The organism is Pelosinus sp. UFO1, assembly GCF_000725345.1.
Classification (GTDB): Bacteria; Bacillota; Negativicutes; order DSM-13327; family DSM-13327; genus Pelosinus.
On the sequence record NZ_CP008852.1, the window covers coordinates 2720001 to 2738511 of the forward strand.

Here is an 18511-nt window from a genome sequence, read left to right on the forward strand (position 1 = left end):
CCCGTCAATTCCTTTGAGTTTCAACCTTGCGGCCGTACTCCCCAGGCGGGGTACTTATTGCGTTAACTCCGGCACTGGAGGGGTCGATACCCCCAACACCTAGTACCCATCGTTTACGGCCAGGATTACCGGGGTATCTAATCCCGTTCACTACCCTGGCTTTCGCGCCTCAGTGTCAGACACAGTCCAGAAAGTCGCCTTCGCCACTGGTGTTCCTCCTAATATCTACGCATTTCACCGCTACACTAGGAATTCCACTTTCCTCTCCTGCACTCAAGAATAACAGTATCCAAATGCTTCACGGGGTTGAGCCCCGAACTTTAACATCAGACTTATTATCCCACCTGCGCGCGCTTTACGCCCAATAATTCCGGACAACGCTTGCCACCTACGTATTACCGCGGCTGCTGGCACGTAGTTAGCCGTGGCTTTCTTGTCAGGTACCGTCATTACAACACATTATTCACATATCGCACATTCGTCCCTGAAAACAGAGTTTTACGATCCGAAAACCTTCTTCACTCACGCGGCGTTGCTCCGTCAGACTTTCGTCCATTGCGGAAGATTCCCCACTGCTGCCTCCCGTAGGAGTCTGGGCCGTGTCTCAGTCCCAGTGTGGCCGTTCATCCTCTCAGACCGGCTACTGATCGTCGCCTTGGTGAGCCATTACCTCACCAACTAGCTAATCAGACGCAGACCCATCTTCTAGTGGTAGCTTATAAATAGAGGCCACCTTTAGTATGTGAAACAGGCGTTTCACATACAACATTCGGTATTAGCACCACTTTCGCAGTGTTGTCCCCATCTAGAAGGTAGGTTGTCTACGCGTTACTCACCCGTTCGCCACTATCTGATATTCAACACTCAATCTTTCGCTTTTGTGTTGGCACTTTGTAAATGCGTGAAGCGCTCTCTTCTTTCGCGCTTGACGCTTGCTACACTGCTAAAAATTCAGTGTTGAATACCAGACCGTTCGACTTGCATGTGTTAGGCACGCCGCCAGCGTTCGTCCTGAGCCAGGATCAAACTCTCCATAAAGGTTATTTATGAAGAACCTTGATGGCTCTTTAAAAAACTAGCTTTTTGTTAATCTCACCTAAGTGGACTAACTTTGTTTTGTACTCAAACGAGTACCGCACATCTGGCTTATTTTAACCTTACTTACATTGTTTAGTTTTCAAGGAACACACGATCATTGATAAACTTCACCTAGCTTTGTTACCTCATCTCTATCATCCTCAACGTACTATTGTACGTTTCCGGTGCTAGCTCTTCGGTCTCTCGCTATATTCGTTTCTGAATGATCTTCATTGCCGCTATTTAAGGCGGATCTTTATGTTAACACGTTTGTTACAGCATGTCAACAATTTTCTTTTAGTACTTATTGTCAGTCTCGCTGACAGCTCATTTAGAATAACACTGATGCGCATATTATGTCAAGAACTATTTAAGAAAAAATAATATACCTTCGCTTCACGTACCTATGATTTGTTTTTCTCACCACAATGATCGATTCTACCTTTAGCCATAACTGAAATTGTTAATTACATAATTAACGTTTTCAACAAAGACAGTTAAGGATAACATTATAATTTGTCAATTAATAAAAGACCTCCATATACATAATAATCTGAGCTAACGGAAAAAATAATCAATAAAGGAGGTTGTTATATGAATTTTTTACGTTATGGCACAAGAATGCTACAAAATACTTCTCCTGTAGGACTCTTAATGGGTGGAACAGCATTATTACTCGGCTTTCCTTTAATTCGCAAAGGATTCCGTTGTGCAGCAGTGCTAACTGCAAGAACTATATATTCTGTAACTGATGAAGCTAGAAATATCAAAGATCAAGCTTTACATTCTCAGGAGGTCCATTCATGAACATCTTACGTTTTGGGTCACACTTATTAAGAAGAAGTTCTCCTGTCGGCATCATCTTAGGAGGAACAGCATTAGCACTGACTATACCGCCAATCCGTCAAGGATTACGTTCATTAGCAGTTGCAGCGACCCGTGGAGTATTATCAATAACTGATGAAGCAAAAAAAGTTACTTCAGCCTCTCGTGAAAGCATGGAAGATATAATAAGTGAAGCTAAAAATCCTGATACCTGTTGCCCATCTTGTTCAGATTTTACAGAAAGTGTGGCAGATTTAAAGACTGGACCACGTCGCTTAGCTGTAGCAGCAACTATGGGGGTATTAAGTGTCTCCGATAAAGCCAAGTCCCTCTACAAAGATGCCTCACAACAAGTCAAAGATATTGTAGACGAAGCTAAAAATAGCAAGGTATCTTCTGATCCTTCAGAAACAGAAATTCAAGAAACTGCAAGTCATCATAGTATCGAATCTGATGATTTAGAATCCCCAAAACACTAACCACAGAAATTTAATATTATCATAAGAAAAGACTTGGCTTGAGCCAAGTTCCTCAAGCGCAGGCAGAAATCTTAGATTACACGAGCCACTGAAAAAGGGAGTAAATTTCTTAAGAAATTTACTCCCTTTTTCAGTGGTCTCATATTGACTGAAGCCTTTCTCTTCGTAAACAACAATGGTAGACCTCGATCTTGCACGAGCTGTCCTTGACTTTATCTCATATTTCAAAAATCACTATATAGCCGTTTTTTTATATTGGATATTATAAACCTACTTTTCAAATTTTATGTACTATTGCAAGATAAGAATAGTATCTTATCTTCTCTATGTTATACATATTTTCCCAAGATTTTATCAGATAGATTATATTGACCCAGTATATTTTTCTGTAGTATAATCAATAGTAGTGGTAATGATAATCGATATCAACGGGAGGCGAATTCATGCCTACTTCAGTATCTGTAAAACCAATTGAAGTATTACTATTAGATTGTACAAGAGATATACGCTGGGAGTTCGATTACATACGTTCTCGAATTTCTTCAGATGAAATCCATAGATTAGCTGATAATCTACTTTGCAAAAATTCTCTAGAGTGGCCTTTAGCGTTATTCGAACTGCAAAAAGGAAAGAATCTAAATCGTCTGCTTGACCAGCTGAATTTTAAAATAAAGGTCCATGGATTTTCACATGAAAATCCTTTAATCTTTAAGGGTCCTTTTCCTACTCTTTCCTTGCGATCGTTGCAGGCTACCGTTGAAGAATACCGCTCTACATTACGAGCTGCTCATTGTGTTGAGTTTCTAGGAAATAAAGCTTGGAATTATTCTTTAAAATCGATTACTAAACGTAAATTACCTTTTCAAATCGATGTAGCAACTTTAACTTTAGAAGCTTTAGGTTGCTCAAAAAAGCATCAGATGAAAATTGCCTTGCTGGATCTTTCTGAGCGTATTAAGGGATGCATCCTTAATTTTCTCTATGATTGGGAAAGGTTGTTAACTCAGCAGACTTGTGAGCAACTTTTAATTCTCAAACAGAATGCGTATCTATCAATAACAGAGGCAGCCGTATAATAATAAGTCATATGCATATAATATTTTCTAGTGGGCATTTATCTCGCTAGACACGTTAAAATCCCAGTATATGGGATTTATTTTTTTGCGTTTAGGAACCATAAAGCACCTTAATTATTGATAGATACCTAGAAGGAGGAAAAGCTGTTTGGCCACAACATCTCCACAAATTGTTCACCAAATACCTGGGCGTATTCGTGTTTATCATCCTAGAATAAAATATAATCCCAACCTTGCTGCTCAAATAGAAATGCTTCTTAGAGAGCAAAAAGGGATTGAAGAATGTAAAGCTAATCCTAAGTCCGGTAAAATCTTGATCAAATATAATAGGGACATGATATCCGAAGAAGTTCTATGGCCCTTATTGCAAAATCAATCCTATAACACTTCAAAACCTAAGGTTTGCAAGAGGGAAAAGACAAAGCCTTTTGAATTAGAAGATGTGTCCATTCCTACGCAGATAGCTTTGGTTGCTATTGGTGGTCTAGCACTACTCTATCATCTATTTCGCTACCTGTTTCGTCCAGCACCTCTCTCCCTAAATCTAGCGCGCCAGACCAGTTTGATTACATTGATCACAGCTTTTCCAATATTGCGCAGTGGTGTAGAAAACCTCTTTTTACGTCGAGTCTTAAATAATGAAATTTTAATTGGAACGGCAATTATTCTATCTGTATTACTAAGAGAAGGAACTACAGGTTTAGTTGTTGTATGGTTAGTTAACCTAAGCACCTTAATTGAAACACTGACTTTAGATAAATCACGTCGTACTATTCGAAGCATGTTAGAAGGCAATCAAAAAGATGCATGGCTTGTTATAAATGGACAGGAAATATTAGTTCCTATATCTCAGCTAAAGGAAAATGACACCGTATCCGTAAAACTTGGCAGCAAAATCCCGGTGGATGGGATCATAGTAAATGGAGAGGCAGTGGTCAATCAAGCAGCATTAACCGGGGAACCAGTGCCTGTGCATAAACAAATTGGCGATATGGTATTGGCTGGCTCGACAATTGAACAGGGTACTTTATATATCAAAGCGGAGCGCGTGGGTGATAAAACATCTGTTGCCCGTGTGATACATCTTGTTGAACAAGCAACCCATTCTAAAGCTCCTATACAAAAAATGGCTGATACATATTCGGCTCGCCTCATCCCAGCTTCCTTTATCTTAGCATTTGTAGTATTTTTACTAACAGGCGATATAAGGCGAACAATGACAATTCTAATTGTAGCTTGCCCTTGTGCGGCCGGACTCGCAACCCCCACCGCTCTGAGTGCGGCAATTGGCAATGCGGCAAGTCGGGGAATTCTCGTTAAAGGCGGTCGTTATCTTGAAGAGGCCGGTAAAATAGATTTTTTACTCTTTGATAAGACGGGTACGCTCACAGAAGGAAAATCGGCTGTTACCAAAGTGATTTCCCTTCATAACGGGTATGACTCAAATTCCATCTTAACTTTAGCCGCTGCAGCAGAGGCAAATGCCAATCATCCACTAGCTAATGCCATTAAAGAAGCCGCAGAAAACCAGGGAATCGTTTTGCCCTGCGTTCCTGATAGTGAGATGACCATCGGTCGTGGTGTGAAGGCTACTATTGAGGGAGTCGTTGTTTACGTTGGTAATTCCTTATACTTAAATCAGATGGGCATTAAAACTCCTTTGCATTTTCCCTTTGAAACTAAAGACATTGCAGAAAGTGCAACCTTAGTATACATAGCAAGAGGAACTACTCTTATAGGAGTCATTGTCATAACAGATTGTCTTCGTCCAAATGCAGAAAGCGCCATCCGTAGCATTCGAGAAGAAGGAATACCAGATATTGGGATTGTCTCTGGTGATACGGATACAGGAGTAACAGAAATTGCTAGTCGCTTAAAACTGGAGAAAATCTGGCCTAATATGCTCCCTCAGGACAAGTTTAATCTAATAAAATCTTTGCAAGAGCAGGGACATGTAGTGGGTATGGTTGGTGATGGAATCAATGACTCCCCATCATTAGCCCTTGCCAACGTAGGCATTGCTATGGGGGTAGGTGGAGCAGATGCAGCGATTGAAACAGCTGGTATTGTTCTACGAGAAGATAATCCGGAAAAAATTGTAGAAATTATTCGCCTTGGTAAAAAATCATTAGTAATCATCAGGCAAAATTTTGTTTTTGCCATCGGGGCCAATATCATCGGACTAGGGCTTGGTTCTGCTAAATTAATTTCACCGTTTTTAGCCGCAGTTTTGCACAATGCAAGTACTCTGGCAGTTGTACTGAATTCTACACGGCTTCTCACCTATGCTCCCCATCATCTTACCATAGAGAATGAACTCTCTCAAACCAGTAATAAGAGATATGAACTTTCCTATCAAGAAGAATCTTTAACACAAAAATTTTAGCAAACCTATCACGTCTATCACGAAAAACTCCTGCAAGGTTAAACCTTGCAGGAGTTTTCAGTTACCTCGCTTTTACAAGTCTTTCTTATACTACAGGCATGGGAGCAGGACGACAAGGTGCAAGTACTTTTTCGTCTTTCGCTAACCTGTCCCCTATTCTTTCTACACCTGCATCAATTACAGAGGTCAGCCCTGAAACTCCAAAAGCTAATAACCAATCAGCAATGGATAAGGACATAGTACCAAACGTTGGCTGCAAGCCAGGGATATGAATAACCCCTACCAGCAATACCATCGATAGTCCTACAGCTCCTACCAATGGCCAATTACTAAATAAATTTACTTTCCCTACCTGTTTTTCAATTCGGCAGTCAAAAATATGGAAAAACTGACTGATAGCCACTTGAGCCATTACTAATGTACTAGCAGCTACAAAATTACCAGTGGTCATCAGTTTCCATGCGTACAACGCTAAACTAATTGATCCCATAATTAACCCTCTGGTCAATACCTTTGGACCTAAGCGGCCCGAAAAAACACTATCCTTAGCACTCCTGGGTTTATGCTGCATAGTATCTTTAGCTGGAGGATCATTTACTAAAGCAATCGCTGGTAGACCATCGCCAATTAAATTAATCCATAACAATTGGACAGGTAATAATGGCAAAGGCAACCCTACCATGATTGCTAAAACCATTAAGACCACTTCACCAATATTGGTCGCTAGCAAATAACGAATCGCTTTCCTAATATTGGCATATATAGATCTGCCCTCTTCAATAGCTAGGACTATCGTAGCAAAATTATCATCAGATAAAATCATACTTGAAGCTTCCTTGGTTACATCAGTTCCCATAATACCCATAGCAATACCAATATCAGCGGCCTTAACTGCTGGTGCATCATTTACACCATCACCTGTCATCGCTACGACATAACCTTTTTCTTTTAACGCCTTAATGATACGTAATTTATGTTGGGGTGCTGTTCTAGCATAAACGCTTACTTTGCTCACAATTTCCGCTAGTTGTTTGTCTGACATTTGATCAAGTTCCTGCCCAAGCACTACCATGCCGCCATGATCCAACAAACCTAAATCTTTTGCAATGGCCTTAGCTGTGCTCGGATGATCTCCTGTGATCATTACGACTTTCACACCTGCCTTTTTACATTTTGCAATAGCCGCAGGCACCTCTGGCCTAGGAGGATCAATCATACCAATGAGTCCACAGAAAATCATATTCTGTTCCAAGTCTGCTTCATCACTATCATTGTCAGTATCTTCATGGCTAGATAAGTCCCGATAGGCTGTGGCTAAAACTCGTAACGCCTCATTAGCCATTTGCTCGTTAGCATGAGAAATTTTTTGTTTCACATCTGAACTTAGAGGTAAAATTTGCCCCTCATGTAAATAATGGGTGCACACTTCTAAGATACTATCAGGTGCTCCCTTACAATACAACTGTTTGCTCGACCCATCCTGATTGGTACAAAGAACTGACATCATTCGTCTTTCTGACTCAAAGGGATTCTCTTTAATGCGTTTATATGAAGCTGCTAATTTATCCCACCATAAGCCAGCCTTACCAGCGGCCACCAACAGAGCACCCTCGGTAGGGTCCCCTTGAATTCCCCTGCTGCTCCGATGTTGATCAAGAGATATGACTTGATCATGCTGTGATCTTTTACCATAACTTAGCTTTGCATTATTACATAGAGTACCAACCAGTAAGGTTTGCATCAATGCTGTTTCAGCATTTGGTTCACAAGCAATATTCTGATAATAAAACTTACCTTGCGGCACATATCCGTCGCCACTGACGCGGTATAATTTACCGCCTGCGTACATTTTACGTACAGTCATTTCATTTTTAGTCAGTGTCCCTGTCTTGTCTGAGCAGATAACATTGGCACACCCCAATGTTTCAATCGAACCCATCTTGCGAACAATAATATTACGTTTTGTCATCCGCTGCACTCCCATTGCCAAAGCAATCACCACAATTGCGGTTAAACCTTCTGGAATGGCTGCTACAGCTAAGCTGGCTGCTACTTGCAGCATATATAGCAAGTTTTGACCACGCAGAACTCCTATCAAAAATACTAAACCAGATATCGTTAAGCAACCATATGCCAGCATTGTTGCCAATTCTTCAAGTTTGCATTGCAATGGCGTTGGATCTGCCTTTTGCTGCTGAATGAGCATGGCGATCTTCCCCATCTCTGTAGCCATACCCGTTCCAACTACGATGGCTGTCCCTCGTCCTCTTGTTACACTCGTACCCATAAATACCATATTTTTGCGATCACCTAGTACTGTATGATCGGTTCCAATCGACAAGTGATTCTTCTTGCTTGGAATGGTTTCACCGGTAAGTGACGCTTCTTCTACCTCAAAATGTACAGATGTTACAATTCGAGCATCAGCTGGAACTCTATCACCAGCTTCCAAAACAATTAAATCCCCTGGTACTAATTGGTCAGCTTTAATTTTTACTGCCCGCCCACCACGAATCACGTTAGCCATCGGTGCCCCTAATTTTTGTAACGTCCCTAAAGACTCTTCTGCCTTTATTTCCTGGGTAGCACCTAACAGAGCATTACCGATAATGATACCAACCGTGAGCATCGAGTTTTTAACTTTGCCTAAGACAAATGATAATCCTGCTGCACCCATTAGCACTTTTACCATAAAATCTTTAAATTGGTTGCGAAATAGCTGCCAGAAAGAAGATTTTTTGCCTTCAGTCAATACATTCAGACCATATGTATGTTGACGAATTTTCGCTTCCTGCTCACTGAGTCCAAAATGCAGAGACGTGTCTAACTGGCAACAAACATTATCTAAAGATACACTATTCCATGATCCTCCCTGACAATCCAATTGTGTGGCTGCTACTATTTCACCCAGTTGAGGCTCTGTTCTACTTCTTAAAAAAGCAATATTATCTGGCGTTTGTTGTGAAAACCGTTGTAAGTCAAGATCATTTACCGATTCTTTCGGTTGCCTGATCTGCTGCTTTGCTGTAGAGCTTCCTTTACTCTTCAATAATCGTGATGAATTTAATAACACTCCTACCGTACTGATGTTTTGCATTAAGACCGCCGTTACTGGAGAGATTAGTCTCATGGCGGCCAAACCTATCCCAATGGCATTCATTCCTACCGAAAATGCTAAATTCTGCCTCATAACTTGCATAGTCTTTTTACTGATTGTTACAATACTTGCTATCTTACGAGGATCATCACCAGTGACTATCATATCCGCTGACTCAATAGCTTCTTTGGTGGCGCATGTCATAGCAACCCCGATATTAGCAGCCGCCATAGCTGGCGAATCATTAGTACCATCGCCTACCATAATAACATTACGTCCTTGCCTTCTCAGATTAGCAACTACTTTAACCTTATCCTCAGGTAACATAGCACTCCAATTATGCGCTACTCCCAGTTCTGCCGACACCGTTTCTAGGTTATACGCATTATCACCAGTAATGATCCCAATTTCTTTAATACCAGCGACCCGCAAATCCTCTATTGCCCTTTTGCTCTCAGGCCTCAGAACATCTCGAATACTAATTAATCCAGCTAATTTCTGATTAACAGCCACATAGATTGGGCTATGACCCAAATGTTGCATGCGTAGTACCTTTATCTTACCTGAACTAATATCAATTTTTTCTTGTGACATCAATCGTTCATTACCTACACATACATCATGATCACTAACTATAGCCCTCACTCCATGACCAACTATCATCTCACTCACAGCAGTAGGTAATGAAAGATGTCTAGAATTTGCCTCAGCTACCAGCATGCGCGCCAACGGATGACTAGTAGACTTCTCGGCTGCCGCCGCCAATATCAAAATTTGTTCTTGACTAAAACTTCTATCAAAAACAATTATTTCTCCTACCTGAGGCCGCGCACCGGTAAGTGTTCCTGTCTTATCAAATAATACAACATCAGCTTGTTCCGCTATTTCCAAAGCCCGTGCATCTTTGACAAGTATTCCCTGATTTGCCGCTTGAGCTACAGACATTCCTAGTGAGGTATTAGATGATAAAGCAATAGCCATTGGGCATCCAGCCAGTAACACAGCTAAGCTTCGCTGGAAATCTCGCGTCAGTAGCAAGATCATTCCCGCAATACCTATAGCCCACGGTACTAACTTGATGGAATATATTTCTCCCGATTGGACTCCGCCACGCTCAACAGCTGCTTTTTCCACCATAGCTACAGTATGAGCCATGCTCGTATCTTTGCCGACCTTTATTGCCTTAACCTTAAGTGCCCCTGCTTCAATCATTGTTCCTGCAAAAATGCTATCACCAACACCTTTGCTACTTGGAAGATAGTCAGCACAAATAGCTGTTTGATTGACTGTAGCCCTGCCGCCTACTACTTCACCATCCACCGGTACCCTTTCACCACGATGCACGACAACAATATCGCCCACAGCCACTTTTGTTACTGCTACTAATTCCTGTTGTCCATGATATATTCTTCTAGCTGTTAGCTCTTTACCAACTAGCATTCGTTCAATAGACTTGCGGGCCCGTACCTGCATAATATAATTAAATAGCCCACTCAGCTGTATCAGCCACAATATGGACAAGCCAGTAATACTTTCACGCATAGCAAGTAAAATCAAAGTAGCTATAGAAATCAGCAAGTCATGATTGATTTTTTTAGTCTCAACCAAATGTGCTATACCCCGCCGTAAAATGGGATACCCTGAAACAATCGTTGTTATTGCCGCCAAATTGAATATCTGTTGCGACGAAGATAGTGTAGAACGTCCTCGGATAAGCCTTTTTATAGCTATCCCAGCCAAAATACCTCCTGTCACAACAGTATTAAATACTTGTACCCTAGGCGAAATAGCTTCTATATAATTCGACTTTTGAGTTACTTCTTGCAAAGTAACAGTTTTTTTTTCTTGAAAAAAATCGAGGTTTTTCCCTGGTAATTGTACTTGCTGAAATGACTGATATGCTTGGTCAATTTCCTGCTTAATTTGAGGAAAGGTTAATTGACTTTGATTAAAATAAATAAGTGCTCGCCCAGTCAGGGGGCTCGTTGCAGCTGATTTTACTCCAATTACAGTCTGCAATCTGTCCACTAGATACTCAGCAAAAGCTGGATTTTTACGCAAATGTTCAACTGCAATCCGTAAACGCCCTGGTATTAATCTAACTGTCTTCGTTGCTATAACTTCTGGAAACAATGCTGGTGCCTCCCTCGATTAGAGTATTGATATTACGATCAGCATGTTGCTTGATCATGGTACTACCTTAACAAAAAAAGCAAGGATATTGTTCCTTACTATTTTTATTATTTTTATTATTTTTTTAAAATAACTTTAAACGTGTTAACGAAACGCCTGATAAGAGATTATCTTTAGTTTCCTTACTGCGCTGTTTGATATAGCCAAATAATTGACTTAAAAACTTTTCCCATAACAATATTGTCTCATGTTTGCTCTGTGGCGATTCCCGCCTTATTACAATACTAAGATCGACAGCTGCTTTTAATTCTGTGGCAATGTGACTGAATTTTTCACTAAGAAGTATAATTTTATCTACATCCGCTCTTTCAACTTCCAATACTTTTGACACTGGTTTCCCTCCCATTATCTTGACTAACTATTTGACAGGATCCGTAGGATCAATCAACTCTTCCCCTGTCATCGCACTATCAATTGAACTCTTTAATTTTTCAAACTCAGCTTCTGCAACCAAATCTTCTATATCTTCCCGTACGCCGCTGAGCAAACCTTGGGCTTGATCAGATAAATCTTTTACGCCCTGCATTGCTTTCATAGCAACAGGATGTAATGACTCCTTAAGCGTGGGAAATAATAAAGCACCCAATAAAGCTACACCGACACCATAGACAAAGTTCTTATTGCTCTGGCTTTTTAGCCTATGGGACATTTGCCGCCGTGCTCTGGTAAATGACCCACTCTCTGGACTTTGCTCGACCATCTCAATCAATTCAGCAAGATTCATCAATTGACTACGTTCTTCTTGAATCATTTTCTGCAAGGCTTTGCGAGCATAAGGATCAGAAATATTAGCCATTCGCTGCTCAGAAGCCCGCACAGCTGCTAGCTTGGCTGTAAAAACCTCATCAAGGGCTATTATTGACTCTTCATTCATAGTTTCCATAGCTTGTTTTCGCCGATTCCGTCCACGCACCCCCTGTCCTCTAGTTTCTAAAAGAGCTTCTCTCTCCTCCCTAGGAGTACTTGTTTGTCCTTCTATAACCAATATTTTATCCTTCCCTTCAAACATTTATTCTTTCATCATACTGGAATATTATCTCTAAAATTATCCAATCCTATACTAATCCATCAGGAAAGAATTCAAAAAGAACAACTAAAAAAGCAAGCTTTCATATCATAATGATACGTTAGCTTGCTTTAACAAATGTAAAGGTGTTTTTTCTCTTATGACTACCCCTTTCTTATTGTCTTTAGCTACCAGTAAAGCCAATCGTTTTTCAAAACAACGAGCAATCGTCTGGTCATATAATTCATAAAAAACCTTGGCCGTAGTGTTTCTCATATCCTGATTCATTTGATTCTCTACATTGATCATTACACCAGTCAAATGTTTCTCTATTTCTCGCCGGCAAGATAGTAATTGATCTTTTGGCCGACAGTTTACAGTCCTCATAAAAATACTACCTAATTCAAACTTCTTTGCTACTTTTGTAGCCATGGGTGGTAATTTGAATGTGTCTAAGCATTGATCCCATAATTTATTGGCAACTGTGGTCATGTGTTCTGCAACAAATACTGCCTTACGATATTCAGAAAGTAATATATCAATATCTTTCTTATGTTGATGAGGAACTAGCTCATCTAGATTCGACTTAATACCAGCTATCTCTAAGGATTTAACACCAAATAAAGTATGGATTTCCTGCTGAATTTCATGCTTTATATCCATTTGCAGCTGTTCTAGTTCTGTTCTAGGAAGGACTTGTTGAAAAATTTCTTTATGATCCACTTTCTTGTTTCTATTAACAACTTCTGCTGCATAGGAAGCAATATTAATCTTATTTTTCTCAAACAAATTTTTTAGGCTTTTTGTAATTAAATTTAAATAGTTTTCTACTATAGTAACTACTTCTGCTTCCTTTTTAGCTCGCTTACGTTCTAGTGATACCATCAGCATTTCTTTATTGTTTCTATACATTTTACGTATATCTACTATATCCACAGCCATGGAATCAATGCTTTTTACAGTTATCATCTTGGTTTTTGATGAAAACGAAAGATCCTCTTGTCTGATAAGTGCGCTCATATTTTCCATGGTTGCTCATCCTTTCTTTAGCAGATTACACTTGAATTCATTTTACATTATTATTATAGATCATTATGAAATAGTTAGTGTTATGCTATTATTAAACTCTTGTTAAAATTCATATTTGAAATGAATGTGAAGAACCTTCTTAATGGATTATCCGTATTGGACTTGCGCCGACTAGCTAGCGCCCATGTTGGCGCGCACAAATAAATGAAAGGGGAGCGAAATGCTCCCCTTTCATTACTATCTCTTATTTATTACTCCTGCTCATAATTAGACTGTTGCTGTTTTTTCATGCTGCAGCCTTTTTTTCCAAGACCATAGACAAACGGAATAGCCACACTATGCAACAATAACCATGCTCCCCAGCCAATCGCCGGTCTAATCAACCAATGCAAATCCATCACCTCCTGCATTTATTCTGTGCAAAGAGGTTCTTTTTATTTGTTCCAAAATTTATTATAGATTAGTCTTGTGACTACATCCACGATTTCTAATATAGCTACCATTATAATAATTACCGTCACTAACAGCCGTTTCCCCATCTCTATCTCCCATAAAGCCACGACTGCACTATTGGAACTACATTCTGATCATAAAAATAATGCAAAAATATAAACATGATGAATCCAACAATTGCGCCTACAACGCAGCCATTAATACGAATCCATTGAAGATCGTCACCAGCTTTGTCTTCAATAAATCGATTAAAATCCTCATCGCTAAAAGTACTTAAAACTTCTTTAACAACAGTACCAATGAGATAGTGTTCCTTTTCCACCAGTTCAAATATTGCTTTCTTAATACGAATTTCTAACCAATGCTGCATTTCAGGATCACTTTTGAAGCGCTCCCAATGCTGTTCCGCTTGACTGTATAGTAACTCCAATAAATGAGCATGAGTGGATGTGCTTATTTTTTCAATAAAATTCTCAGTTAGAAACATTGCCACCTCAGTTAACTCGATACGCTCAGCTACTGCTTCTTTCCAATGCTCCATTTCATCTGTCCAAGGAATTTCATTGTCTGGCCGATTGACTATTTCTATTAACTTTGCATGTATCCACTCATGTAGTATATGCTCTGGATTTTTCATTTCCTGAAGAATATTCAATAATTCCTGATACAACACATCAGTTGCATCAGAAACATTCACGCTATTCGTCTGCTCTCCAATCCAAATTACCGTTTTTTCTAGCAATGACTTGGATTTTGCCTGTTTTATATCTTCCATATATTGATAAATAGTCCTTTTAGTATCAGGACGTTGAATTCGATTGGTTAATTCATCAAGTATGAATATAATCAAATATTTGTCTTTCTCTTGCTCTAATCCCCACTTCGTTACTATTTTAAACTGAGGGGTGATCTTCATTTCTCTGATTCTTGTTTTAATAAAAGTCTCTAAATATCCTGCCAAAACGTGAGGATCAATATTCATAATCAGACCCTTACTGTGCTTATCTAATAAACTTCTCAGTAACTGCCTACCACCATTATGATCTATCCAAGCAATCATAAGCTTCACAAAACAGACCTTATCGACTTGCTGTTTAATAGACTTAATACTAAGCAAATCTTGTTCTATCATATCCCCAATAGACAGTATCACTCTGTCACGATGACGAGGGATTAACTCTGTATGCCATGGAAATCCCAAAGGTTTTTTAAAAATTGCTGTTATAGCAAACCAATCAGCAACGCCCCCTACGAAAGCCGCTTCCATTACGGTATAAAACATTTCTATAAACAGTACATCTCTATATACATACCTCAGCCATATTGACAGGAGAAACAAACAAAATACAAATGCCAATATTTTGTTCGCCATATTTTTATAATTCATTTTTACCCACCCTCATTCAAAACCAGAACGTCAATAAATAGATGACCATTCCCACTAACCCACCAACTACTGAGCCATTAATACGGATCATCTGCAAATCATTACCTACTTTATTTTCAATAAAATTCACTAATCGATCATTAGTAAACTCATTTAGGCTATCTTTTACAATCATGCCAATTTTACCATGATGAGTATCTATCCATCCACTCAGTATCGTCTTGATATACAGATCAAGCTCAGCCCGTCTCTCCGTATCTGTCTCAAAATCCGCAATTAATTTATCGATCTGATCAGTTATTAATGCTAACCATCGAATCATCTGCTTATGATCAACAGCTTCTTTACCATATAAAGTAACCATACCCTGAGCTACATAATTCCCCAAATTAAGCTTACGTAAAATTTTCTCCTGTACCCAATCCTCGATGCTTTGTTGAAACCTCTCATTGGTCTTTAGTTTTATAATAAAATCATTCAGCCAGGCGTTAATTTGTTTCCGTATAGAATGATCAGTATCTTTCATTTCGGACAAGATAACTTCTAGTGCCTGTTGCGCCTCGCTAGCCACTTGTTTAGGTGACAAGTTCATCAACCGATTAAAGATTTTCCTTCTGTTCATACCCCGTTCGTAATTTTCTCTAATATCAATAAAAACTTCACTTAATAAATGTTTCAACTGTTTGTTTTTTGCAACTATTATCAATTCATTTATCATCATATCTATTATTTTTTCATGGTACCCATTTTTAATAAGCCATTCTAAAATATCAATCATATAGGGAGAAATTTTTACTTTTTCCTTATTATTATAAGGCACTACATTGTCAATAATAGCTGCTATTTCTTCTGGCTTGATCTGAGCAAGCATATCTTGCAAAAATCGATACAGTATTTTTTTTAGATAACTTTTACCTCTATGCTCAACCATGAAATGAATCAATATACCCGATACATTATAATTCTCCAGTTGTGTTTTAATATTTTCTTTCATTAATATTTCATTTTCAACCATCTCGACGAGTGCTTTGAATATTCGCTCCCGGTTACGGGGAATGATAGCGGTGCGAAAGGGTATCCCTAAAGGTCTACGAAATAGTGCTGATACAGCAAACCAGTCTGCCAGCCCACCGATCATTGCCGCCCCAAATCCACCAGTGAAAAGCCCGCCGATAAAAGTATGTTGTAATGGATAGCTAATAAGAAACCCCAAGGATACGACTCCCAAAATACATGTAGCTTTATAGTTATTAGCAACCATAACTAACTTTAACCTCTCCTAGATCCTCTTTACTCACATGGCCTAAAATTGCTACTCCTTGGTATTTGTTATCAGAGACTTTATCATAAACCATCAATCACATCTCCTGAAATAGTCTTTTTTCTACTTTTCGCTATATTTTTATCTTTCCCTCTATTCTCAGATAAAACGCTTTCCAGGCTTTTTAAAATTTCTCTGCGTCCTCTACTGTAAAATGCTTAACAATTTACCGCAGGGACCAGAAGAAATAAAGGAAAAAAGACAGCATTTTTACTCTAAAAAACTTATAAATTCTGATATTACAAAAATGGGGTAGTGGATAACTTATCGTGAAGTTTTCCCACTGCCCCATTTTTTAGTAGCTTTGAAAAACGCTAACATGTCCTTTTGTATAACTCTCTAAGCATCATTTACTCTTCCATCCCTATAGTGTTCCCTGGATAAATAGCAGCTCCTTGCGCGAGATAGACTCATAAGAGGGAGGAATCTTTTAATTGTTCTAATTATATATCTATTACTCTTAAATTAATCTTGTCAGCCCAATAATTATTAGTACTACTCCTGACATATAGGGTAATCCATTTTTCAGATGATCTGGAATGCAAAAAGTTGCCACTTGAATCCCAAGAACGATAAGTATCATTTGAGCACCTGCCATAATCAAAGGAGTATATGCAGGCAAATCTCCTAACATACAAGCTGCAAAAGTCGCTATCATATTATCCATTCCTAACGCTATTCCAAGGGATATTGCCTCTATGTAACTAATAGAACAGGATTTGTCACTATCCGCCATTTCTGGTTGAGCCATTACCTCAATAATCATCTCTCCAAGAGAAGGAGTTATTTTCTCAGATTGGCTATTATGCTTATTAGTAATACGTGATAAATATTCTATTATAATATTCCAAAATCCGAGTGCAAGTAGCAGAAGTGCTCCGATCCCAGTAATCACAGATGGGTTTATAAGTTCCTCCAAAAATTGAGCACTTATCATTGCTCCGAATGTAAATAGTCCAGTAATCGTTCCTATAACGGTTAAAGATAGTAATGGTACTCGAATGTTTTTTAAACCATAAGCTGTACCTGCTGCCAAAGCATCTATACTAACACCAGTTGCCAATAATAGTACATAAAATAAACCCATGTTTAATACTCCTCTGTGATTTTTTCATGTCAAACCCCATTACGTATTATCTACAAAGAAAATTGTGAATATCACATGTAATTTATTCCGTCAACAAATGTTACACCTGTTCATCTCATAGTTTTCTTTAATATAATAGAATTCCAGACATTCTCAACAATCTGGAGTGACGGTGAAAAAATAAAAACTACATATACTTTTTTTCAGACTAAGCAGAAAGAAAATCCATCTTATTATATGCAAAGTTAAATGCTAATGACAAAGTGTTAATAATATAAACCTAGTGCAATCTATACCCGCAAAAAATCACTTGAACCTATTAACTGAATAAAACAAAAAGCACTCATATAATGAGTGCTTTTTACTAACCAGCAGCTATCTATCCTCTCAGGCCGTTTCCAACCAAGTACTTTCGGCGTATGGGCTTAACTACTGTGTTCGGTACTTCGACTGGCGAGAATACCTCATCTGCGCGCGCTCACTTCACGTACTGATGTACTGCTCAGTTCGTGCGCTCGTCGCGCCTAGCATCTAAAGCATTCTCACCAATCTCAGGCACGACGAAATAAGAAAAAGCTATACCAGTATAATATTTATTTGACAACAAAAAAACACTCACAAAAAAGTGAGCGTTTTTTCTTTAACCAGCAACTACCTATCCTCCCAGGCCGTTTCCAACCAAGTACTTTCGGCGTATGGGCTTAACTACTGTGTTCGGTACTGAGATTGGCGATAATACCTCATCTGCGTCGTTGCTCCTGCGCGCGCTCACTTCACGTACTGATGTACTGCTCAGTTCGTGTGCTCGTCGCGCCTAGCATCTGAAGCATTCTCACCAATCTCAGATACGACGAAATAAGAAAAATTATCCCCGCACAATATTTATTTGTAATAAAAAACACCCACAAAAGTGAGTGCTTTTCCATATAACCAGCAGCTATCTATCCTCCCAGGCCGTTTCCAACCAAGTACTTTCGACGTATAAGGGCTTAACTACTGTGTTCGGTATGGGAACAGGTGGCTCCCCTTAGCTATCGCCACTGGATTTTAGAAGTACATATTTTTCATATGTTCCTTCAAAACTTCACAGAAGAA

The 18511-nt window shown here is 39.1% G+C and carries 12 protein-coding genes and 2 rRNA genes (1 of these 14 running past the window's edge); 4 read left to right on the plus strand and 10 right to left on the minus strand.

The features are described 5' to 3' along the window. Positions 1-1038, minus strand: a 16S ribosomal RNA gene (locus tag UFO1_RS12965) (it extends 621 nt beyond the left edge of the window). 633 nt (positions 1039-1671) lie between these two features. Between UFO1_RS12965 and UFO1_RS12970 the strand changes: the two genes are divergently transcribed. The 4 genes from UFO1_RS12970 (at position 1672) to UFO1_RS12985 (ending at position 5843) form a co-directional block, all read left to right on the plus strand. Beyond that, on the plus strand, positions 1672-1884 hold the full coding sequence (locus tag UFO1_RS12970) for a hypothetical protein (protein WP_038671400.1): 213 nt from the start codon (positions 1672-1674) through the stop codon (positions 1882-1884). Next, positions 1881-2381, plus strand: coding sequence for a hypothetical protein (locus UFO1_RS12975; protein ID WP_038671402.1), 501 nt, complete (start codon positions 1881-1883; stop codon positions 2379-2381). Before UFO1_RS12970 ends, UFO1_RS12975 begins: the two co-directional genes overlap by 4 nt. Before the next feature lie 443 nt (positions 2382-2824). After that, positions 2825-3457, plus strand: coding sequence for a hypothetical protein (locus UFO1_RS12980; RefSeq protein WP_038671403.1), 633 nt, complete (start codon positions 2825-2827; stop codon positions 3455-3457). Between the two features lie 148 nt (positions 3458-3605). After that, on the plus strand, positions 3606-5843 hold the full coding sequence (locus tag UFO1_RS12985; protein WP_038671405.1) for a cation-translocating P-type ATPase: 2238 nt from the start codon (positions 3606-3608) through the stop codon (positions 5841-5843). A gap of 85 nt (positions 5844-5928) precedes the next feature. Here the strand turns inward: UFO1_RS12985 and UFO1_RS26125 are convergent, their stop codons facing one another. The 9 genes from UFO1_RS26125 to rrf all read right to left on the minus strand — a co-directional run bounded on the left by UFO1_RS26125 (position 5929) and on the right by rrf (position 18461). Next, on the minus strand, positions 5929-11073 hold the full coding sequence (locus UFO1_RS26125) for a heavy metal translocating P-type ATPase (RefSeq protein ID WP_051788929.1): 5145 nt from the start codon (positions 11071-11073) through the stop codon (positions 5929-5931). Positions 11074-11197: 124 nt separating this feature from the next. Next, entirely contained in the window at positions 11198-11464 is a 267-nt protein-coding gene (locus tag UFO1_RS12995; protein ID WP_236639188.1) for a hypothetical protein, read from the minus strand. A gap of 27 nt (positions 11465-11491) precedes the next feature. Further along, positions 11492-12142 (minus strand): hypothetical protein, encoded by a 651-nt coding sequence (locus UFO1_RS13000; protein WP_051788931.1) that lies wholly within the window; start codon positions 12140-12142, stop codon positions 11492-11494. Positions 12143-12247: 105 nt separating this feature from the next. Beyond that, positions 12248-13168 (minus strand): hypothetical protein, encoded by a 921-nt coding sequence (locus tag UFO1_RS13005; RefSeq protein WP_038671407.1) that lies wholly within the window; start codon positions 13166-13168, stop codon positions 12248-12250. 251 nt (positions 13169-13419) lie between these two features. Further along, positions 13420-13560, minus strand: a complete 141-nt coding sequence (locus tag UFO1_RS25360) for a hypothetical protein (RefSeq protein WP_162472644.1) — start codon at positions 13558-13560, stop codon at positions 13420-13422. 149 nt (positions 13561-13709) lie between these two features. Next, positions 13710-15008 carry a DUF445 domain-containing protein gene (locus tag UFO1_RS13010; protein ID WP_038671409.1) on the minus strand — a complete coding sequence of 433 codons (1299 nt, stop codon included), beginning with the start codon at positions 15006-15008 and terminating at the stop codon, positions 13710-13712. A gap of 16 nt (positions 15009-15024) precedes the next feature. Then, positions 15025-16221: a DUF445 domain-containing protein gene (locus UFO1_RS13015; protein WP_236639189.1), complete on the minus strand. Its 1197-nt coding sequence runs from the start codon at positions 16219-16221 to the stop codon at positions 15025-15027. A 568-nt stretch (positions 16222-16789) separates the two neighbouring features. Beyond that, positions 16790-17416, minus strand: a complete 627-nt coding sequence (locus tag UFO1_RS13020; RefSeq protein ID WP_038671414.1) for a manganese efflux pump — start codon at positions 17414-17416, stop codon at positions 16790-16792. A 928-nt stretch (positions 17417-18344) separates the two neighbouring features. Next, positions 18345-18461 (minus strand): 5S ribosomal RNA (gene rrf / locus UFO1_RS13030). Positions 18462-18511: the final 50 nt, after the last annotated feature.